We start from the raw sequence: 21,065 nt of genomic DNA, 5'->3' as shown, positions 1-21,065 counted from the left end.
ATGCGCGTCCTGGTGTCCCGGATCCGGCTGCTGCACCCGCTGGACCGGCTGGCCGGCGGGCTGCTGGCCCTGGGGGTCCTGGCGGTGGTGACGGGGCTCCTGCCCCGGGACCGGGCGGGCGAGCAGCTGAGCCGGCTGGGGCCGCTGCTGGTGTTCCTGGCCACGGTGATCGTGCTGGCGGAGCTGGCGGGGCGGGCCAGGGTCTTCGATCTGGTGGCGGCCCGGGTGGCGCGGGCCGGCCGTGGCCGCTATCCGCTGCTGTTCGCGCTGTGCGTGGGGTTCGCCTCGCTCACCACGATCACCCTGAACCTGGACACCACGGCGGTGCTGCTCACTCCGGTGATGCTGGCGCTCGGCACCCGGGTGGGCATCGCGGCCCTGCCGCTGGCGATGACGACGGTGTGGCTCGCCAATACGGCGAGTCTGCTGCTGCCGGTGTCGAATCTGACGAATCTGCTGGCGGCGGACCGGGTGGCGCTCTCCCCCACGGGTCTGGCCGCGGTGATGTGGCTGCCGCAACTGGCCGCGATCGCGGTGACCGCCCTGTGCCTGTGGGTCTTCTACTGGCGCCGGGGGCGGCGCGGCTCGGACCGCTACACCCCGCCCGCCCCGCCGGAGGTGGAGGATCCGGTGCTGCTGCGGATCTGCGCGGCGGCCTGTGCCGGTTTCCTGCTGGCGATCCTGGTGGTGGACGTGCCGCTGTGGGCGGCCTCGCTGGTGGCGATGGCCGTGGTCGTCGCGGCGTACGCGGTCAGGAGCCCCGGGGAGCTGCGTCCGTCCCTGGTGCCGTGGCGGCTGCTGGTGCTGGTGCCCGGGATGTTCCTGGTGGTGGAGACGGTGAACGCGCACGGGATGCACGAGCTGCTGGTGCGGGCGCTGGGCACAGACGGCGGTCTCGCCGGGATGCTGCGCACGGCCGGGGTGGGGGCGGCCCTGGCGAACGTACTGAACAATCTGCCGGCGTACGTGGCGGGCGAGGCGGTCGTGCCCGCGGGCAACCACGACCAGTTGCTCGCGCTGCTGATCGGGGTGAACGCGGGTTCCGTCGTCACGCCGTGGGGGTCGCTGGCGACGCTGCTGTGGTTCGAGCGGTGCCGCTGGCAGGGCACGGTGATCGAGGTGCGCCGGTTCGCGCTGACCGGGCTGGTGGTGGCCGTGGCGGCGACGGCCGCGGCCACGTGCGCGCTGGTCCTGACCGTCTGAGGACGGTCAGGACCGGCGCGTGACGCGCCACGGCGCCTGCCGGGGTCCGGTCGGGGACGGGCAGGCGCCGTGTTCAGTTCCGCACGCCGTTGTGCGGGACGTCGGTGGGCCGGATCAGACCGTCAGCGAACGGTCCGTCGGGCGGATCGGGGCCGGCAGGGCGCTGGCTCCGGTCAGGAAGCGGTCCACGCCGCGTGCCGCGGAGCGGCCCTCGGCGATGGCCCAGACGATGAGGGACTGGCCGCGGCCGGCGTCTCCGGCGACGAACACGCCCTCGACGTTGGTCGCGTAGTCCTCGTCACGGGCGATGTTGCCCCGTGCGTCGAGCTCCAGACCGAACTGCTGGACCAGGCCGTTGGCCTGGTCGGTGCCGGTGAAGCCCATCGCGAGGGTGACCAGCTGTGCGGGGATCGTCCGCTCGGTGCCGGGCTTCTGCTCAAGCTTACCGTCCTTGAACTCCACCTCGATGAGGTGGAGGGCCTGGACGTTGCCGTCCTCGTCGCCCTCGAAGCGGGTGGTCGAGACGGAGTAGACGCGCTCGCCGCCCTCCTCGTGCGCGGAGGTGACCTTGTAGAGCATGGGGAAGGTCGGCCAGGGCTGGTTGGCGTTCCGCTCCTCGCCCGGCTTCGGCATGATCTCCAGCTGGGTGACGGAGAGCGCGCCCTGGCGGTGGGCGGTGCCGACGCAGTCGGCGCCGGTGTCGCCGCCGCCGATCACGACGACGTGCTTGCCCTCGGCGGTGATCGGGGAGACCGTCAGGTCGCCCTCCTGCACCTTGTTGGCGAGCGGCAGGTACTCCATCGCGAAGTGCACGCCGTTCAGCTCGCGGCCCGGGACGGGCAGGTCGCGGGAGACCGTGGCACCGGCCGCGACGACGACGGCGTCGTAGCGGCGCCGCAGCTTCGCGGCGTCGATGTCCTTGCCGATCTCGATCTCGGTGCGGAACTTGGTGCCCTCCGCGCGCATCTGCTGGATGCGGCGGTTGATGTGCGACTTCTCCATCTTGAACTCGGGGATGCCGTAGCGGAGGAGTCCCCCGATGCGGTCCGCGCGCTCGTAGACGGCCACGGTGTGGCCGGCCCGGGTCAGCTGCTGGGCGGCGGCGAGTCCGGCCGGGCCGGAGCCGATGACGGCCACGGTCTTGCCGGAGAGGCGCTCGGGCGGCTGCGGGGTGACGTCGCCGCTGTCCCACGCCTTGTCGATGATGGAGACTTCGACGTTCTTGATGGTGACGGCCGGCTGGTTGATGCCGAGGACGCACGCCGACTCGCAGGGGGCCGGGCAGAGCCGCCCGGTGAACTCCGGGAAGTTGTTCGTGGCGTGCAGCCGCTCGGACGCGGCGGTCCAGTCCTCGCGGTAGGCGTAGTCGTTCCACTCGGGGATGAGGTTTCCGAGCGGGCAGCCGTTGTGGCAGAACGGGATGCCGCAGTCCATGCAGCGGCCGGCCTGCTTGCTGATGATCGGGAGCAGGGAGCCCGGAACGTAGACCTCGTTCCAGTCCTTGACGCGCTCGCCCACGGGGCGGGTCTCGGCGACCTCGCGCCCGGTGGTCAGGAAGCCCTTGGGGTCAGCCATGGGTCGCCGCCTCCATCATCTTCTCGGTGGTCTCCTGCTCGGAGAGACCGGCGAGCTCAGCGGCTTCCTTGGCGGCGAGCACGGCCTTGTAGGTGGACGGGATGATCTTGCTGAAGCGGGTCACGGCGGTGTCCCACTCGGCGAGGAGCTTCTCGGCGACCGTGGAGCCGGTCTCCTCGTGGTGGCGGCGCACGACATCGTGCAGCCACTGCTCGTCGGTGCCGGTCAGCTCCTCGACCGCGCCGAGGTTGCCGGCGTTGACGTGGTCGCGGTTCAGGTCGATGACGTAGGCGACGCCGCCCGACATGCCGGCCGCGAAGTTGCGCCCGGTCTCGCCGAGGACGACGGCGTGGCCGCCGGTCATGTACTCGCAGCCGTGGTCGCCCACGCCCTCCGAGACGACGGTGGCGCCGGAGTTGCGGACGCAGAAGCGCTCACCGGTGCGGCCGCGCAGGAACAGTTCGCCGCCGGTGGCACCGTACGCGATGGTGTTGCCCGCGATGGTGGAGTACTCGGCGAGGTGGTCGGCGCCCCGGTCCGGGCGGACGACGACGCGGCCGCCGGACAGGCCCTTGCCGACGTAGTCGTTGGCGTCGCCCTCCAGGCGCAGCGTGACGCCGCTGGGGAGGAAGGCGCCGAAGGACTGGCCGGCGGAGCCGGTGAAGGTGATGTCGACGGTGTCGTCGGGCAGGCCCGCACCGCCGAACTTCTTCGTCACCTCGTGACCGAGCATGGTGCCCACGGTCCGGTTGATGTTGCGGATGGCGACCTGGGCGCGGACCGGCTGGGCGGACTCGGCGCTGTCGGCGCCGAGCGCGTCGGCGGCGAGCCGGATCAGCTCGTTGTCGAGGGCCTTGGCCAGGCCGTGGTCCTGCTCGGTGTTCCGGTGGCGGACGGCGCCCTCGGGCAGCTCCGGCACGTGGAACAGCGGGGCCAGGTCCAGGCCCTGGGCCTTCCAGTGGCTGATCGCGCGGTCGGTGTCGAGGAGTTCGGCGTGGCCGACGGCCTCCTCGATCGAGCGGAAGCCCAGCTCGGCGAGGAGCTCGCGGACCTCCTGGGCGATGAACTCGAAGAAGTTGACGACGTACTCGGCCTTGCCCGAGAAGCGGTCCCGCAGGACCGGGTTCTGGGTGGCGATGCCGACCGGGCAGGTGTCCAGGTGGCAGACGCGCATCATGACGCAGCCGGAGACGACGAGCGGCGCGGTCGCGAAACCGAACTCCTCGGCGCCGAGCAGCGCGGCGATGACGACGTCGCGGCCGGTCTTGAGCTGGCCGTCGGTCTGCACGACGATGCGGTCGCGCAGGCCGTTGAGCAGCAGGGTCTGCTGGGTCTCGGCGAGGCCCAGCTCCCAGGGACCGCCCGCGTGCTTCAGCGAGGTGAGCGGGGAGGCGCCCGTTCCGCCGTCGTGGCCGGAGATGAGGACGACGTCCGCGTGGGCCTTGGAGACACCGGCGGCGACCGTGCCGACGCCGACCTCGGAGACCAGCTTCACATGGATGCGGGCGGCCGGGTTGGCGTTCTTGAGGTCGTGGATCAGCTGAGCCAGGTCCTCGATGGAGTAGATGTCGTGGTGCGGCGGCGGGGAGATCAGGCCGACGCCCGGGGTGGAGTGCCGGGTCTTGGCGACCCACGGGTAGACCTTGTGGCCGGGCAGCTGGCCGCCCTCGCCGGGCTTGGCGCCCTGGGCCATCTTGATCTGGATGTCGTCCGCGTTGACCAGGTACTCGCTGGTGACGCCGAAGCGGCCGGAGGCGACCTGCTTGATCGACGAGCGGCGGGCCGGGTCGTAGAGCCGGTCCGCGTCCTCGCCGCCCTCGCCGGTGTTGGACTTGCCGCCCAGCTGGTTCATGGCGATGGCGAGGGTCTCGTGGGCCTCGCGGGAGATGGAGCCGTACGACATGGCGCCGGTGGAGAAGCGCTTGACGATCTCCGAGACGGGCTCGACCTCGTCGACGTCGATCGACGGGCGGTCCGAGGTGAAGCCGAACAGGCCGCGGAGCGTCATCAGCCGCTCGGACTGCTCGTTCACCCGGTCCGTGTACTTCTTGAAGATGTCGTACCGGCGGTTGCGGGTGGCGTGCTGGAGGCGGAAGACCGTCTCCGGGTCGAACAGGTGCGGTTCGCCCTCGCGGCGCCACTGGTACTCGCCGCCGATCTCCAGCGCGCGGTGCGAGGCGGAGATGCCGGAGGCGGGGTAGCCCTTGGCGTGCCGGGCCGCGACCTCCTTGGCGATGACGTCCAGGCCGGCGCCGCCGATCTTGGTGGCGGTGCCGTTGAAGTACGTGGCGACGAACTCCTCGTCGAGACCGACGGCCTCGAACACCTGGGCGCCGCGGTAGGAGGCGACCGTGGAGATGCCCATCTTGGACATGACCTTGAGGACGCCCTTGCCGAGGGCGTGGATCAGGTTGCGGATGGCCTGCTCGGGCTCGATGCCCTCGATGAAGGTACCGGCGCGGACCAGGTCCTCGACGGACTCCATGGCGAGGTACGGGTTGACCGCGGCGGCGCCGTAGCCGATGAGCAGGGCGACGTGGTGGACCTCGCGGACGTCCCCGGCCTCGACCAGCAGCCCGACCTGGGTGCGCTGCTTGGTGCGGATGAGGTGGTGGTGGACGGCGGAGGTGAGCAGCAGCGAGGGGATCGGCGCGTGCTCGGCGTCGGAGTGCCGGTCGGAGAGGACGATCAGGCGGGCGCCGTCCTCGATGGCGGTGTCGACCTCGGAGCAGATGGCGTCGATCCGGGCGGCCAGTGCCTCGCCGCCGCCGCTCACCCGGTAGAGACCGGAGAGGGTGGCGGCCTTCATGCCCGGCATGTCGCCGTCGGCGTTGATGTGTATGAGCTTGGCCAGCTCGTCGTTGTCGATCACCGGGAAGGGCAGCGTGACGCTGCGGCAGGACGCGGCGGTCGGCTCCAGGAGGTTGCCCGCGGGGCCCAGCGAGGAGCGCAGCGAGGTGACGAGCTCCTCGCGGATGGCGTCCAGCGGCGGGTTGGTGACCTGGGCGAACAGCTGGGTGAAGTAGTCGAAGAGCAGCCGGGGCCGGGCGGAGAGCGCGGCGATCGGCGAGTCGGTTCCCATGGAGCCGAGCGGCTCGCCGGCGGTGCGGGCCATCGGGGCGAGGATGACGCGCAGCTCTTCCTCGGTGTAGCCGAAGGTCTGCTGGCGGCGGGTGACGGAGGCGTGCGTGTGCACGATGTGCTCCCGCTCGGGGAGGTCCTCCAGCTCGATCTCGCCGGTCTCCAGCCACTCCTCGTAGGGCTGCTCGGCGGCGAGGGCGGCCTTGATCTCGTCGTCCTCGATGATGCGGTGCTCGGCGGTGTCGACGAGGAACATCTTGCCGGGCTGGAGGCGGCCCTTGCGGACGACCTTGGCGGGGTCGATGTCCAGGACGCCGACCTCGGAGGAGAGGACGACGAGTCCGTCGTCGGTGACCCAGTAGCGGCCGGGGCGCAGACCGTTGCGGTCGAGGACCGCGCCGACCTGGACGCCGTCGGTGAAGGTGACACAGGCCGGGCCGTCCCAGGGCTCCATCAGGGTGGAGTGGTACTGGTAGAAGGCGCGCCGGGCCGGGTCCATGGAGTCGTGGTTCTCCCACGCCTCGGGGACCATCATCAGCACCGAGTGGGGCAGCGAGCGGCCGCCGAGGTGGAGCAGCTCCAGGACCTCGTCGAAGGAGGCGGAGTCGGAGGCGTCCGGGGTGCAGACGGGGAAGATCCGGTCCAGGTTCTCCGCGCCGAAGAGGTCGGAGGCGAGCTGGGACTCGCGGGCCTTCATCCAGTTGCGGTTGCCCTTGACCGTGTTGATCTCGCCGTTGTGGGCGACGAAGCGGTACGGGTGGGCGAGCGGCCAGCTGGGGAAGGTGTTGGTGGAGAAGCGGGAGTGGACCAGGGCGACCGCGGTGGCGAAGCGGCGGTCGGACAGGTCGGGGAAGAACGGCTCCAGCTGCCCGGTGGTGAGCATGCCCTTGTAGACGACGGTGCGGGCGGAGAGCGAGGGGAAGTACACCCCGGCCTCGCGCTCGGCACGCTTGCGCAGGACGAAGGCCTTGCGGTCCAGGGCGATGCCGGTGCTGGTGCCGTCGGCGACGAAGAGCTGGCGGAACTCGGGCATGGTCGAGCGGGCGCCGTTGCCGAGGATGTCGGGGGTGACCGGGACCTCGCGCCAGCCGAGGACCTTCAGGCCCTCCTGGACGGCGATCTTCTCGATGGCGCGGACGGCGTCGGTGGAGTCGTCCGCGGGGAGGAAGGCGATGCCCACGGCGTAGCCGCCGGCCTCGGGGAGCTCGAAGGAGACCTCTTCGCGGAGGAAGGCGTCCGGCACCTGGAGCAGGATCCCGGCTCCGTCGCCGGAGTCGGGCTCGGATCCGGTGGCGCCGCGGTGTTCGAGGTTGCGCAGTACGGTCAGCGCCTGCTCGACCAGTTCGTGGTCGGCCACACCGGTCAGCGTGGCGACGAATCCGACGCCGCAGGCGTCGTGCTCGTTGCGGGGGTCGTACATCCCCTGAGGGGCGGGGCGACCGTCCATGGGCGACCAGGCGTCGGTGCGCATCGGCTCTCCCGTCGTCGTCGTGGCATATGCGTGCCGAGGGACGACGTTGGCCCTCTGCGAAAGTTGATGCAGATTACATGATGGGTCGCTTCTCAAGAAGCGGATAGCTTGTTCCAACATGCGGACACCGCGCGAGCGGTGGGGGGTGGGTCGCAGTCGGAGGATCGGCGCCCAGGGATGCCACAGAGAGCAGGCGTCGTTGCCTGCGGTGTCTACGGCTCATGCCCGGCGGAAAACAAAACGAAACCGCCGGGTAATGGCTACTTATGTGTAGCCCTGCATAGAGACTCATTTTACGGGGCGTCCTGCCGATCCGCCCAGGGGCCGCGATCAGGACGTACATCACACACATGTTACGGGCGTGTGTCACACGAGCGGCGGACACGGCTTCGGCCCCGCGCACCGGGGTGCGCGGGGCCGAAGGGACGGGGCCGTACGGGGTCAGCCGCCGACGGCGACGCCGAAGAGTCCGCCCAGGACGTAGGTGACCGCGGCGGCCGCACCGCCGAGCCCGAGCTGGCGCAGTCCGCTGAACCACCAGGTGCGGGCCGTGACCCGGGCCACCACCGCGCCGCAGCCGAAGAGCCCGACGAGGGCGAGCAGCACGGCGGGCCAGAGCGCGGTCGCGCCGAGCAGATAGGGCAGAACGGGCAGCAGCGCGCCCAGCGCGAAGGCCCCGAAGGAGGACACCGCGGCGACGAGCGGCGAGGGCAGGTCGCCGGGGTCGATGCCCAGTTCCTCGCGGGCGTGGATCTCCAGCGCCTGCTCGGGGTCGCGGGACAGCTGCCGGGCGACCTCGCGGGCCAGCGGGGCGTCGACGCCGCGCGACTCGTAGAGCGCGGCCAGCTCGCGCTCCTCGTCCGCGGGGTGCTTGCGCAGCTCGCGGCGTTCGACGTCCAGCTCGGCCTCGACCAGCTCGCGCTGCGAGGCGACGGAGGTGTACTCGCCGGCCGCCATGGAGAAGGCCCCGGCCGCCAGTCCGGCCAGACCGGTGATCACAATTGTGCGGTGCGACACGTCGCCGCCGGCCACTCCGGTCATCAGGGCGAGGTTGGAGACCAGACCGTCCATGGCGCCGAAGACGGCCGGACGCAGCCAGCCGCCGTTGACGTCACGGTGGGTGTGGTTGTCACGGTGCGCCTCGTGCAGGACCGCTTCGGTCTCGATGATGGCCACGTCTCTCCCCTTCTCCGGTGGCGGGACAACCGCGCCCCGCCCCCGCTCGACGCTTCGAAAGTACGCACGAAAAATCGCTCCCGCCAGCAAGGCAGGCCGTACTTACCACCCTGTGCAACCAACTGAGTACGGCCTTCCTTCCTGTTGGAAGACCGTCATCCGAGTGGACGTTTTGTGGTGGTAATCGGCCTTCGCCGGGGCTTCGCGTGGCACAGATCCCACAGAGACGGATCGGGCTCGGTACGAGCGGAGGGTCGAGGCGATGGAGCTGACCGCGGGAAATCCGGCGGGGCCGGGGACGAGCGGGACGCGGGCCGCGGAGGGCCCGGCCGCGGGCCGGGCCAGGGGCGCACTCGTCGGCCTCGCGGTCGGCGACGCGCTGGGCGCCCCGGCGGAGAACATGCGCCCCTCCGAGATCCGCCGCCGCTGGGGCCGGATCGAGGGGTTCGTGAGCGAGGACCCGGCGGGCACCGACGACACCGAGTACGCGATCTTCTCCGGACTGCTGCTGGCCCGGCACGGCTCGGCACTGACCGTCACCCATGTCGAGCGGGCCTGGCACCGGTGGATCGCGGACCTGGACGAGGGTCCGTTCCGGGGCGCCGGTTTCAGCGAGCGCGGCACCCTGGAGAACCTCCGCAGGGGCCTGGCCGCCCCGATCTCCGCCCAGCACCGGCACGCCTGGAGCGACGGGCTGGCGATGCGGGCGGCCCCCTTCGGCGTCTTCGCGGCAGGCCGGCCCGCCGAGGCGGCCCGGCTGGTCGCGGTGGACGGCCGGGTCAGCCACGAGGGTGAGGGCATCTACGGCGGCCAGGCGGTGGCCGCCGGGGTGGCCGCCGCGATGACCGGCGCCGGGGTCACCGCGGTGATCGCCGCCGCCCTCTCCGTCGTCCCGATGGACTCCTGGACCGCCCGCTCGCTGCGCCGCGCGGTGACGGCCGCCCAGCGCACCTACCCCGACCGGCTGGCCATGGAGCGGGCGGTGCGCTCGGCCGTCGTCATCGGCGGCTATCCGTGGACGGACCTGGCGCCGGAGGCGGTGGGGCTGGCCTTCGGCGCGTTCGCCGCGGCGCGCGGCGACTTCCGTACGGCGGTGCTGACGGCGGTCAACATGGGCCGCGACGCCGATACGACGGCGGCGGTGGCGGGCGCCCTGGCCGGGGCGCTGCACGGGGAGGAGGCGATCCCGCGCGGCTGGGCCGACGCGATCGGCCCGGTCCGGGGCAGCTGCCTGCCCTCGATGCGCGGCTACCACGTACGCGACATCGCGGAGCTGCTGACCCCCGACGACACGGAGGAGGACCGTCCCCCCTGCCCCGCCGGCCTCCCCGTCGCGGTCGCGCCGCGCGAGGCACCGCGCACACCGCCCGGCGAACCCTCCGCCGCGCACGCCCCCGGGGCCGGCGCGGATGCGACGGCGGTGCGGCGATGAGCGGCGGGCGGCGCGCCCGCATCGAGGGACTGCTGCTGGGCCTCGCCTCCGGGGACGCCGCAGGCTGGCCGGCCGCCCGCCACCGGGCGGCCCGGATGCCGGAGTGGACCCGCCGCCTCACCCGGGAGCTCGACACCTTCGCCGAGCAGAACGCGACCACCACCCTGCCGGTCCCCATCGCCCTCAACCAGCCGCCCGAGCCGTTGCGGCTCGGCCCCTCCGACGACGCCGAATGGGCGGCGTTCGCCGCCGGGACCGTACTGACCTCGGCCGCGGGCGCGTTGCAGGGGCTGGCCCCGGAGCGCCGGATGCGGGCCGCCGTGGACGCCGCGTGGAACGCGCTCGCCGCCGAGGTCGCCGCGGCGGCCGCCCGCGCGCCCGAGGTGGAGTCCGCGGTACTGCCGCTGCGCGCCCGGATCTCGGTACGGGCCGGGCTCGGGAACCTGGCCGCGGGGCTGCGCCCGCCCGCCACCGGCCACGACAATCCGCACTACTTCGACGACGCCGCGTGCGTGCGCGCCGTCGTGCTGGCCGTGGTGCACCCGGGCGCGCCCGGACCGGCCGCCGCGCTCGCGGAGTTCGACGCCCGCTACACCCAGGACGGCGACGGGGTGCACGGGGCACGGGCCATGGCCGCGGCCGTCGCCGCGGCGCTCGGCGGGGCGGACGTGGACACGGCGGTGAACGCCGCGCTCGCCCAGCTCCCCGACGGCACCGAGATCGCCCGCAACGCCGCCCACGCGGTCCGGATCGCCCGCGACTTCGCCGGTGAACGGGCCGGCGCCTTCGCCCTCGTCCCGGTGCTGGAGCACCAGATCGTCGATCACGTCTACAGCTACGGCATCGCCGCGGCCGAGACCGTGCCGGTCGCGCTCGCCCTGACCACCGCGGCGCGCGGCGAGATCACCCAGGCCGTTCCGGCGGCCGCCTGCCTCTCCCGGGTGGCGGACTCGGCGCCCGCGCTGGCGGGTGCGCTGACCGGGGCGCTCGGTTCGGTCGGCGCCGTGCCCGACGGCTGGCGCGAGGCCTGCCGCACCCTCGCCGGCTGCGCGCTGCCGCGGTTCGCGGGCACGGACCTGATCGAACTCGCCGGGCTGCTGGCAGACACGGAACCGGCCCCCATAGAGGGACAATTCGGGCATGACATCCACCGCGCCCCTGGCGCCCACCCGGTCCGCACCCCCCACGACGTCCACCCTCGATGACCGGATCGCGGGCGCGCTGATCGGCGCCGCCGTCGGCGACGCGCTCGGCGGCCCGGTCGAGGGGCGGCCGCCCGAGGACATCGTGGCCCGCCACGGCGGCCGGATCACCGGGATCGTCGGCCCCTGGGACGGCGACGCCTGGCGCACCGCCCGCCCCATCGCCCCGTACCACAAGGGCGACGGCCACGTCACCGACGACACCCTGATGACCCATGCGCTGGTCCGGGTCTACGGCAAGGTCCGCGACCACCTCGACGCGTACGCCGTCGCCGACCACCTCGTCCCGGAACTGATCGCGAACCTGCGCTGGATCCCGGAGCTGGAGGCCGAGGCGCTGCCGCTCCAGCGGATCTTCCTCGCCGAGAAGTGGATCGTCGCCCGGCTGCACTACGGTCACGTCGACCCGCGCGAGGCGGGCGCCGGGAACATCGTCAACTGCGGCGCGGCGATGTACATGGCGCCGGTCGGCCTGGTGAACGCGGGCGACCCCCGGGCCGCGTACGCCGAGGCGCTGGACGTGGCGGGCGCCCATCAGTCCAGCTACGGCAGGGAGGCGGCCGGGGTCTTCGCGGCGGCGGTGGCCGCGGCGTGCGCCCCCGGCGCCGGCCCCACGAGCGTCGTCGAGACCTGTCTGGCGCTGGCCAAGGACGGCACCCGGGCCGCAATCGAGGCGGTATGCGAGACGGCCGCCCGCCACCGGGACGTCGAGGGGGCCCTCCGCCCGCTGCGGGAGGCCGTCGCCCCGTTCGACACGGTCGGCCCCGACTACCGCGCCCCCTCGCTCGGCGCCCGCCGCCCCTCCCGGCTGCACTCCATCGAGGAGCTTCCCGTCGCCCTCGGCATGCTGCTGGCCGCCGACGGGGACTACCGGCAGGCGGTCCTCGGCTCGGTCAACTACGGGCGGGACTGCGACTCGATCGCCACGATGAGCGGCGCGCTCGCGGGCGCCCTGCACGGCGAGGGCGCCGTCCCCGCGGAATGGGCGCGCGCGGTCGGCGAGGCCAGCCGGCTCGATCTGCACGCCCCGGCGCGCACGGTGGCCGAGGTCGCCCGCGAGGTGTTCGCCCGGGACACCGCGCGCCGGCGCACCCACGAGGCCGCCTTCATCGCGCTGGCGGCCCGCCCGTGACCGCGCCGGTGCGGGCCACCTGGGTGCAGCCGGAGGACCTGGTCGGACACGAACTGCGGCAGGCCGCCGAGGACGGGCGCGACGCCCGCGCGCTCGCCCACCGCTGGTACGAGGCCGGCGGTTCGCCCGCCCCGGAGCGCGGGGGCGCCTCCGCGTCCCCGGCCCCGCCCGCGCTGCGCGCCGTCGCCCTGCGGCTGCTGGACGAACTGGCGCTGCTGGACTCGCCGCTGGCCGACGACGAACCGACGGAGCTGGACGCGATCCGGGCCGCCTGCCCGGACCGGCCGAGACCGCCGGCCGGTCCGCGCACCGTGGACCGCGACCGGCTGCACGCCGCCTGGCTGGGCCGCGCCGCCGGCTGCCTGCTGGGCAAACCGGTCGAGAAACTGCCGTTGGAGGGCATCCGGGCGCTCGCCCGCGCCACCGGCAACTGGCCGCTGTCCACCTGGTTCACGGGGAAGGGCCTGCCGCCCGCGCTGGCCGCCACCTATCCGTGGAACCGGCGCTCCGCGCCCACCTCGCTGGCCGAGAACATCGACGGGATGCCCGAGGACGACGACCTCAACCACCCGCTGCTGGCCCTGCGGCTCCTCCAGCGGTACGGCCGGGACTTCGGCACGGCGGATCTGGCCAGGCTCTGGCTGGAGGAGCTGCCGGCCGGCCGCACGTTCACCGCCGAGCGGATCGCGTACCGCAATCTGCTGGACGGCATCGAGCCACCGGACACCGCCCGGCACCGCAATCCGTTCCGGGAGTGGATCGGGGCGCAGATCCGGGCCGACGTCCACGGCTGGACCCGTCCGGGCGACCCGGTCGCGGCGGCCGAACAGGCCCACCGCGACGCCTGTCTGAGCCATACCGGCAACGGGGTGTACGGCGCGATGTTCACCGCGGCGGCCCTCGCCGAGGCGGCGGGCGGCGGAACGGACGTGCACGGCTGCCTGGCCGCCGGTCTGCGCGTGGTCCCGCCGCGCTCCCGCTTCGCGCGGGCCGTACGGGACGGCATCGCCACCGCCCGCGAGGAATCCGGCTTCGATGCGGTCGTCGACCGGCTGCACGCGGCCTACGGCCGGTATCACTGGGTGCATGTCCTGCCCAACGCGGCCCTGCTGGCCGCCGCCCTCACCCACGCCGACGGCGACTTCACCGGTTCGATCTGCCGGGCGGTCTCCGGTGGCTGGGACACCGACTCCAACGGGGCGACCGCCGGTTCGCTCGCCGGTCTGCTGGCCGGGCACCCCGACGCGCTGCCCGAACGCTGGACCGCCCCGCTGAAGAACCGGCTCGCCACGTCCGTCCCCGGCTTCGACACGGTCGGCTTCGACACCCTCGCCGACCTGACCCACCGGCTCACCCAGGAGGAGGCACTCCGCCCATGACCAAAGTCGCGGTGCTCGGCAGCACCAATATGGATCTCGTGGCCTACGTCGACCGGGCCCCGGAGCGCGGGGAGACCGTCACCGGGCGGGAGTTCCGCACCGTTCCCGGCGGCAAGGGGGCCAACCAGGCGGTCGCCGCCGCCCGTGCGGGCGGTGACGTGATGATGATCGGCGCGGTCGGCGACGACGCGTACGGGCCGATGATGCGGGAGAACCTGGAGCACTCGGGGGTGGACACCGATCTCCTGCACACCGCCGAGGGGCCGAGCGGCACCGCGCACATCGTGGTCGACGCCGAGGGGTCCAACGCGATCGTGGTGATCCCGGGCGCCAACGGCACGGTCACCTCGCTCGGCCCCGGCGAGATCGCCGCCATCGCCGAGGCCGATCTGCTGCTGCTCCAGCTGGAGCTGCCGCTGCCGGCCGTGATCGAGGGCGCGCGGGCCGCCCACGCCCAGGGGGTGCGGACCGTGCTCACCCCCTCCCCCGTCCAGCCGCTGCCGGCCGAACTGCTGGACTGCGTGGACCTGCTGGTGCCCAACGAGCACGAGGCGGCCGAGCTGTCCGGGCAGTCGGAACCGCACGCCGCGGCCGAGGTGCTGCTCAGCCAGGTGCCCGCGGTGGTCATCACGCTCGGCTCCAAGGGCTGCCTGTACGCGGCCCGGGGCAGCCGGGCCGTGCTCTTCCCGGCGCCCGAGGTGACCGCCGTGGACACCACCGGGGCCGGGGACACCTTCGTCGGAACGCTCGCCGTGGCGCTCGGCGAGGGGCGCCCGGTGCCGCAGGCCATCGCCTGGGCCGCCTCGGCCGCCGCGCTCTGCGTACAGAAACCGGGCGCCTCGGTCTCCATGCCGTACCGCAGCGAGATCGGTGCCGCGTGACCGCCCCGGGAACGGCGCCGCTGAGCGGGCTGCGAGTCGTCGACCTCGCCACCCTGTTCGCCGGTCCGCTCTGCGCGACCATGCTGGGCGACTTCGGCGCCGATGTGATCAAGGTCGAGCATCCGGTGCGGCCCGATCCCTCGCGCGGACACGGGCCGGCGAAGGACGGGGTCGGCCTGTGGTGGAAGCTGCTGGGCCGCAACAAGCGCAATCTGACCCTGGATCTGTCCTGTCCGGACGGCCGCGATCTGCTGCTGCGGCTGGCCCGGGAAACCGATGTGGTCATCGAGAACTTCCGGCCGGGCACCCTGGAGCGCTGGGGGCTCGGACCCGCGGAGCTGCACGCCGTCAACCCCCGGCTGGTCCTGGTCCGGGTCACGGGCTTCGGCCAGTTCGGCCCGTACGCGCACCGGCCGGGCTTCGGCACGCTCGCCGAGGCGATGAGCGGCTTCGCCGCGATCACCGGGGAGCCGGACGGTCCGCCCACGCTGCCGCCGTTCGGCCTGGCCGACTCGATCGCGGCGCTCGCCACCGCCTTCGCCGTGATGGCGGCGCTGGCAGGCCGGGACCGCACGGGCGAGGGCCAGATCGTCGACATGGCGATCATCGAGCCGATCCTGACGGTGCTGGGCCCGCAGCCGCTCTGGTACGACCAGCTGGGCTACGTCCAGCCGCGCACCGGAAACCGTTCGCGCAACAACGCCCCGCGCAACACCTACCGCACCGCGGACGGCCAGTGGGTCGCCGTCTCCACCTCGGCGCAGTCCGTGGCGGAGCGGGTGATGCGCCTGGTGGGGCGGGCCGAGCTGATCGAGGAGCCGTGGTTCGCGTCCGGGGCCACCCGGGCCGAGCACAGCGAGGAGCTGGACGAGGCGGTGGGCCACTGGATCGCCCGGCACACCCGGGACGAGGCGGTCGACGCGTTCGAGAAGGCCGAGGCGGCCATCGCGCCCGTCCATGACATCCGGGACGTGATGGAGGACCCGCAGTACCGGGCCCTGGACTCCGTCACGGAGGTCGACGATCCGGAGCTGGGGCCGCTCAGGATGCAGAACGTGCTGTTCCGGCTCTCCGGGACGCCGGGGTCGATCCGCTGGGCGGGGCGTCCGCACGGGGCGGACACCGAGGAGATCCTGACCGGGCTCGGGCTGAGCGGCACGGAGATCGCCGCGCTGCGCGAGGAGCGCGTCCTGTGACCGGCGGAACGCATCTGACCTGGCTCTACGTCCCCGGCGACCGGCCGGACGTGGTCCGCAAGGCGCAGCGGGCGGGAGCCGATGTGGTGATCGTGGACCTGGAGGACGCGGTCGCACCCGACCGCAAGGAGTACGCCCGCGCGGCCACCGCCGAACTGCTCGCCGACCCTCCCCCGGCCGGGGCGGTGCCGGTGCACGTCCGGGTCCACGCGGAGGCGGACGTGGTGGCCCTGGCCGGGCTGCCGGGCCTCGGCGAGCTGCGGCTGCCGAAGATCACCCACGCGGCGTCCGTCCACCATCTCGCGGCGCTGGCCCCCGGGGTCCCGCTCTGTCCGCTGCTGGAGTCGGCGCTCGGCATCGAGCACGCGTACTCGGTGGCGACGGCCCATGCCCAGGTCCGTTCGCTGGGTGTGGGCGAGGCGGATCTGCGGGCGGATCTCGGGGTACGGGACGACACCGGGCTGGACTGGGCGCGCAGCCGGGTCGTGGTCGCGGCCCGCGCGGCAGGGCTGGCCCCGCCCGCCCAGTCGGTCTTCCCGGACGTGCGGGACCTGGAGGGGCTGTGGGCCTCCTGCGCGCACGGCCGGGCCCTGGGCTTCCTGGGCCGGGCGGCGATCCATCCCCGGCAGCTTCCGGTGATCGAGCGGGCGTTCCGGCCGACCTCGCAGGAGGTGGCGGCGGCCGAGGAGATCGTGGCGGCGGCCGGGGCGGAGGCGGGTGCGCTGGCGCTGCCGGACGGCCGCTTCGTGGACGCGGCGGTGGTGGCCCAGGCCCATCGCACCCTGGCCCTGGCCGGCCGGCCGCGCTGAGGGCCCGCAGGGCGCGGGGCCCGGGGGCCGGAGGGCCCGGGAAACGGAGCGAGGGGCCGCCGGATGTCCGGCGGCCCCTCGTTTCCGTGTGTGCGGTCCGGTCAGCCCTTGGCCGCCGGTGCCTCGCCGTTCGCCTTGGAGGCGTCCGCCTCCGTGTCCGTGCCGGCGTCGGTGTCCGTACCGGGGTCGTCCCCGTCGGCCTCGGCGGGCTTCGCGTCGGACGCCTCGGTCTCCGTACCGGTCTTCTCCATCGTGACGGCCTTGTCGTCCCCGGCGTCGGCCTCGGCGCCCTCGGACTCCACCGCACCCGGCTCCACGATCTCCTCGCGGCCGGGCCGCAGCTTCGCCGAGACGACGATGTAGACCACGGCGAGCACGAAGACGACGAGGGCGGTCCACACGTTCAGGCGCAGACCCAGGATGTGGTGGGCCTCGTCGACGCGCATGTACTCGATCCAGCCGCGGCCCGCGCAGTACGCGGCGACGTAGAGCGCGAACGCCCGGCCGTGTCCGAGCTTGAAGCGGCGGTCGGCCCAGATGACCAGGAGGGCCACGCCGATGCACCACAGCGACTCGTAGAGGAAGGTCGGGTGGTAGGTGCCGGCGACCCGGTTGGGGCCCTCGCTGATCTTCAGCGCCCAGGGGAGGTCGGTCTGCTTGCCGTACAGCTCCTGGTTGAACCAGTTGCCCCAGCGGCCGCAGGCCTGGGCCACGGCGATCCCGGGGGCGAGCGCGTCGGCCCAGGCGGGCAGCGGGATGCCCCGGCGGCGGCAGCCGATCCAGGCACCGACCGCGCCGAGCGCGATGGCCCCCCAGATACCGAGGCCGCCCTGCCAGATCTTGAAGGCGTCGACCCAGTCCTCACCGTCGCTGAAGTACAGCTGGTAGTCGGTGATGACGTGGTAGAGCCTGCCGCCGACGAGGCCGAAGGGCACGGCCCAGACCGCGATGTCGGCCACGGTGCCGGCTCTGCCGCCCCGGGCGATCCAGCGCCGGTTGCCGATCCAGACGGCGACGAAGACACCGATGATGATGCAGAACGCGTAGCCGCGGAGCGGGATCGGTCCGAGATCGATCACGCCGGTCGACGGGCTGGGAATGTAGGCAAGGTTCATGACAGCATCGACGCTACCCTGCCGGACGGGCTGTACGGCAACCCGTCCGGCAACTTCTGGGTAACGAGCCGGTCATCGGTTCCCCCGGTCGGCCCTGGATTCAGGAGCCGGACGGGCTGGCCGTGACGGTGCCCGGCTTCTTGCCCTTGTTGGCCTCGGCCACCCACTTCTTCAGGTTGGCCACGGTGATCGGCTCGTTCCCCTTCTTGGGGAAGATCGACTCGCCGTTGAGCAGGGCCGTCGGGGTGCCCTGGAAGCCGCCGTTCTGGAAGGCCGTGTTGGACTTCTGCACCCAGGCGTCGTGCGTGCCGTCCTCGACGCAGCCGCGGAAGGCGGGCGTGTCGAGCCCGTCGACCTTCTTGGACAGCTCGATCAGCTTGTCGTTGTCGCCGAAGGCGTCGTCGGACTCCTGCGGCTGGTTGCGGTAGAGCACGTCGTGGTACGCGGGGAACTTCCCGGCGTCCTGGGCGCAGGCCGCCGCGTTGGCCGCGCGGAGCGAGCCGCTGCCGCCGAGATTGCCGTCGATCAGAGTCGCGAAGTGGTAGTCGACCCGGAGCGCGCCGCTCCGCTCCATCTCGTGGATGGTGTCACGGAAGGCGTTCTCGAACTGGGCGCAGACCGGGCAGCGGAAGTCCTCCCAGACGGTAAGCGTCGACGGAGCGTCGTCCGCTCCCACCGGAATGGTCAGACTGTCCTTGCCGGTGGCCCCGGACGGCGCGACCGTGGGCCCGGAGGCCTTGGCCTTGTCGCCCTTGCCCCCGCTGTTCGCCGCGATCACGCCGATGACGGCGGCCAGTCCCAGAACGCCCACCACGGCGGCGGAGACGATCAGCGTGCGCCGCCGACGGTCGCGCGCCCTCGCCAGCTCGCGCTGCTGGGCCAGCCGGTCTCGCGCGGCCCTTTTTCCCTCTTGGTTCTTCTCGCTCACACCCGCAGCAACGAACCGGGGAGGCACTCGCGTGCCTCCCCGGTCCCAGATCCACCCGTTCGGGTGAGGCGCGATGTCAGCGCTTTCGAACACCCTCGGCCAGGTCGGCCGCCAGCGCCCGGACGCCGTCGAGGCCGGCCGCCTCGTCGGGCGCGTCGAGCATCCGCTTGACGAAGGCCGAGCCGACGATGACGCCGTCGGCGAAGCCCGCGACCTCCGTGGCCTGCTCGGCGTTGGAGACGCCGAGGCCGACGCAGACCGGCAGGTCCGTGGTGGCGCGGGTGCGGCGGACCAGGTCCTGGGCCTGTTCGCCGACCGAGGCCCGGGTGCCGGTGACACCCATCAGGGACGCCGCGTAGACGAAACCGGAACCGGCCTCGGTGATGGTGGCGAGCCGCTCGTCCCGGCTGCTGGGCGCCACGACGAACACGGTCGCCAGACCGTGCTTCGCTGCGTGCTCGCGCCACAGCGCGGACTCCTGGACCGGCAGGTCGGGCAGGATGCACCCGGCACCGCCCGCCTCGGCCAGTTCGGCGGTGAAGCGCTCCACGCCGTACCGGTCGATCGGGTTCCAGTACGTCATCACCAGGATCGGGATGCCGGTCGCCTCGTACGCCTCGCGGACCGTGCGCATCACGTCGGCGATGCGGACGCCGCCGCGCAGCGCGATGTCGTCGGCGGTCTGGATGACCGGGCCGTCGAGGACCGGGTCGCTGTGCGGCAGCCCCACCTCGACGACGTCGGCGCCGCCCTCGGCGACGGCCTTGACGGCCGCGATGCCGCCGTCGACGGTCGGGAAGCCGGCCGGAAGGTACGCGATCAGCGCGGCGCGGTCCTCGGCCCTGGCCGCGGCCAGGGTGGAGCTCAGCAGCTCGATGTTGCCGCTCACTTGGCGTCCCCCTCGATCTCCGCGCCGGTGCCGGCCGCGTCGGCCTCGACGGCCGCGTCGGTGTCGTACAGCCCGAAGTAGCGGGCAGCCGTGTCCATGTCCTTGTCGCCGCGTCCGGAGAGGTTGACGAGGATCAGGCCCTCAGGGCCCAGCTCCTTGCCGATCTCCAGCGCGCCGGCCAGCGCGTGGGCGCTCTCGATCGCCGGGATGATGCCCTCGGTGCGGGAGAGCAGCCGCAGGGCCTGCATGGCCGCGTCGTCGGTGACGGCGCGGTACTCGCCCCGGCCGATGTCCTTCAGATACGCGTGCTCGGGGCCGATGCCCGGGTAGTCCAGGCCCGCCGAGATGGAGTACGGCTCGGTGATCTGGCCCTCGTCGTCCTGGAGGACGTAGCTGCGCGAGCCGTGCAGGATGCCGGGCTCGCCCTCGGTGAGGGTCGCGGCGTGCTCGCCGGTCTCCACCCCGTGTCCGGCCGGCTCGCAGCCGACCAGGCGGACGCCCTCGTCCGGGACGAAGGCGTGGAAGAGGCCGATGGCGTTGGAACCGCCGCCGACGCAGGCGACCGCCGCGTCCGGGAGCCGGCCCGCCTTCTCCAGGATCTGCCGCCGGGCCTCGACGCCGATGACCCGGTGGAAGTCGCGGACCATCGCCGGGAAGGGGTGCGGGCCCGCGACCGTGCCGAAGAGGTAGTGGGTGCGGTCCACATTGGCGACCCAGTCGCGGAACGCCTCGTTGATGGCGTCCTTGAGGGTCCGGGAGCCGGACTTCACCGCGACGACCTCGGCGCCGAGCATCCGCATGCGCGCCACGTTCAGCGCCTGCCGCTCGGTGTCGATCTCGCCCATGTAGATGGTGCATTCGAGGCCGAAGAGGGCGCAGGCGGTCGCGGTGGCGACGCCGTGCTGGCCGGCCCCGGTCTCGGCGATGACCCGGGTCTTGCCCATGCGCCGGGTCAGGAGCGCCTGGCCCAGCACGTTGTTGATCTTGTGCGAGCCCGTGTGGTTGAGGTCCTCGCGCTTGAGGAAGACGCGGGCGCCTCCGGCGTGCTCGGCGAAGCGGCGGACCTCGGTGAGGGCGCTGGGGCGGCCGGTGTAGTCGACCATGAGCGCGTTCAGCTCGGCGGCGAACGCGGGGTCGGACTTGGCCTTGTCGTACTCGACGGCGACCTCGTCCACGGCGGCGACGAGCGCCTCCGGGATGAACTTGCCGCCGTAGGCGCCGAAGTAGCCCTCGGCGCTGGGGATCAGACCCTCGGGGTCCGGAATGAAGAAGTCGGAAGACATGCGGAACGTGCTCCTCGTCCTGGCAGGGGTGATGTCACCGTCTGCGCCGTGGGCGGAGCGCCGCCCCGGGGACCGGGGCGGTTGCGGCCGCGCGAAGCCGCCGCCCTTGCGGGCGGGGCCGGTGCGGAGGCCGGGGCTCGCTCTACAGCGCGGGCCCCGTGCGCCATCGCATGCCGTTGACCTGTCCGGGCTCGGCGCCGATCACGTACCGCACCCGCCGGCCGCGCACACGGCGGGCCGGGGCCCGGCAGCCGCGGTGCCACGAGGGCAGCGCGCAGCGCACGGGCTCGGGGTGCGGGAGGAGGGACACGGC

At 73.2% G+C, this 21,065-nt stretch carries 16 protein-coding genes; 8 read left to right on the top strand and 8 right to left on the bottom strand.

What is annotated here, in order from left to right; all coding sequences use genetic code 11:
- On the top strand, positions 1-1,203 hold the full coding sequence (locus tag ACFVDM_RS24110) for an SLC13 family permease (RefSeq protein WP_383643685.1): 1,203 nt from the start codon (positions 1-3) through the stop codon (positions 1,201-1,203).
- Between the two features lie 114 nt (positions 1,204-1,317).
- Here ACFVDM_RS24110 and ACFVDM_RS24105 read toward each other — a convergent pair whose 3' ends face one another.
- The 3 genes from ACFVDM_RS24105 to ACFVDM_RS24095 form a co-directional block, all read right to left on the bottom strand.
- Positions 1,318-2,778 (bottom strand): glutamate synthase subunit beta, encoded by a 1,461-nt coding sequence (locus ACFVDM_RS24105; RefSeq protein WP_383643682.1) that lies wholly within the window; start codon positions 2,776-2,778, stop codon positions 1,318-1,320.
- A complete protein-coding gene (gltB, locus tag ACFVDM_RS24100; protein WP_383643679.1) occupies positions 2,771-7,330 on the bottom strand; it encodes a glutamate synthase large subunit in 4,560 nt (1,519 codons plus the stop codon). The genes ACFVDM_RS24105 and gltB overlap by 8 nt, the downstream gene beginning before the upstream one ends.
- Before the next feature lie 441 nt (positions 7,331-7,771).
- Positions 7,772-8,506: a VIT1/CCC1 transporter family protein gene (locus ACFVDM_RS24095; protein ID WP_383643676.1), complete on the bottom strand. Its 735-nt coding sequence runs from the start codon at positions 8,504-8,506 to the stop codon at positions 7,772-7,774.
- 262 nt (positions 8,507-8,768) lie between these two features.
- On the opposite strand from ACFVDM_RS24095, the gene ACFVDM_RS24090 reads away from it, so the two are divergent.
- Genes ACFVDM_RS24090 through ACFVDM_RS24060 form a run of 7 tightly spaced genes read left to right on the top strand, consistent with a single transcriptional unit; the run spans position 8,769 to position 16,537 of the window.
- On the top strand, positions 8,769-9,938 hold the full coding sequence (locus ACFVDM_RS24090; protein WP_383643674.1) for an ADP-ribosylglycohydrolase family protein: 1,170 nt from the start codon (positions 8,769-8,771) through the stop codon (positions 9,936-9,938).
- Complete coding sequence (locus ACFVDM_RS24085) at positions 9,935-11,143, top strand: ADP-ribosylglycohydrolase family protein (RefSeq protein ID WP_383643671.1); 1,209 nt, start codon at positions 9,935-9,937, stop codon at positions 11,141-11,143. The genes ACFVDM_RS24090 and ACFVDM_RS24085 overlap by 4 nt, the downstream gene beginning before the upstream one ends.
- Complete coding sequence (locus tag ACFVDM_RS24080; protein WP_383643668.1) at positions 11,079-12,272, top strand: ADP-ribosylglycohydrolase family protein; 1,194 nt, start codon at positions 11,079-11,081, stop codon at positions 12,270-12,272. Before ACFVDM_RS24085 ends, ACFVDM_RS24080 begins: the two co-directional genes overlap by 65 nt.
- On the top strand, positions 12,269-13,651 hold the full coding sequence (locus ACFVDM_RS24075) for an ADP-ribosylglycohydrolase family protein (RefSeq protein ID WP_383643665.1): 1,383 nt from the start codon (positions 12,269-12,271) through the stop codon (positions 13,649-13,651). The genes ACFVDM_RS24080 and ACFVDM_RS24075 overlap by 4 nt, the downstream gene beginning before the upstream one ends.
- Complete coding sequence (gene rbsK, locus ACFVDM_RS24070) at positions 13,648-14,532, top strand: ribokinase (protein ID WP_383643662.1); 885 nt, start codon at positions 13,648-13,650, stop codon at positions 14,530-14,532. The genes ACFVDM_RS24075 and rbsK overlap by 4 nt, the downstream gene beginning before the upstream one ends.
- On the top strand, positions 14,529-15,728 hold the full coding sequence (locus ACFVDM_RS24065; RefSeq protein ID WP_383643659.1) for a CaiB/BaiF CoA transferase family protein: 1,200 nt from the start codon (positions 14,529-14,531) through the stop codon (positions 15,726-15,728). Before rbsK ends, ACFVDM_RS24065 begins: the two co-directional genes overlap by 4 nt.
- The gene (locus ACFVDM_RS24060) at positions 15,725-16,537 is read left to right on the top strand and encodes an HpcH/HpaI aldolase/citrate lyase family protein (protein WP_383643656.1); all 813 of its coding nucleotides are present in this window, start codon (positions 15,725-15,727) and stop codon (positions 16,535-16,537) included. Before ACFVDM_RS24065 ends, ACFVDM_RS24060 begins: the two co-directional genes overlap by 4 nt.
- Before the next feature lie 101 nt (positions 16,538-16,638).
- Here ACFVDM_RS24060 and lgt read toward each other — a convergent pair whose 3' ends face one another.
- The 5 genes from lgt to trpM all read right to left on the bottom strand — a co-directional run bounded on the left by lgt (position 16,639) and on the right by trpM (position 21,062).
- Positions 16,639-17,652: a prolipoprotein diacylglyceryl transferase gene (gene lgt, locus ACFVDM_RS24055; RefSeq protein ID WP_383643653.1), complete on the bottom strand. Its 1,014-nt coding sequence runs from the start codon at positions 17,650-17,652 to the stop codon at positions 16,639-16,641.
- Between the two features lie 100 nt (positions 17,653-17,752).
- Positions 17,753-18,580, bottom strand: a complete 828-nt coding sequence (locus tag ACFVDM_RS24050) for a thioredoxin domain-containing protein (RefSeq protein WP_383643650.1) — start codon at positions 18,578-18,580, stop codon at positions 17,753-17,755.
- Positions 18,581-18,656: 76 nt separating this feature from the next.
- The gene (gene trpA / locus ACFVDM_RS24045) at positions 18,657-19,469 is read right to left on the bottom strand and encodes a tryptophan synthase subunit alpha (protein WP_383643647.1); all 813 of its coding nucleotides are present in this window, start codon (positions 19,467-19,469) and stop codon (positions 18,657-18,659) included.
- On the bottom strand, positions 19,466-20,752 hold the full coding sequence (trpB, locus tag ACFVDM_RS24040) for a tryptophan synthase subunit beta (RefSeq protein WP_383643644.1): 1,287 nt from the start codon (positions 20,750-20,752) through the stop codon (positions 19,466-19,468). The genes trpA and trpB overlap by 4 nt, the downstream gene beginning before the upstream one ends.
- Before the next feature lie 142 nt (positions 20,753-20,894).
- Positions 20,895-21,062 carry a tryptophan biosynthesis modulator TrpM gene (trpM, locus tag ACFVDM_RS24035; RefSeq protein ID WP_383643641.1) on the bottom strand — a complete coding sequence of 56 codons (168 nt, stop codon included), beginning with the start codon at positions 21,060-21,062 and terminating at the stop codon, positions 20,895-20,897.
- Positions 21,063-21,065 lie beyond the last annotated feature (3 nt).

It is taken from the genome of Streptomyces sp. NPDC057682 (assembly GCF_042799575.1).
GTDB lineage: Bacteria > Actinomycetota > Actinomycetes > Streptomycetales > Streptomycetaceae > Streptomyces.
Note: the sequence above shows the minus strand (reverse complement) of the source record. Positions and strands in the feature narration are given on the sequence as shown.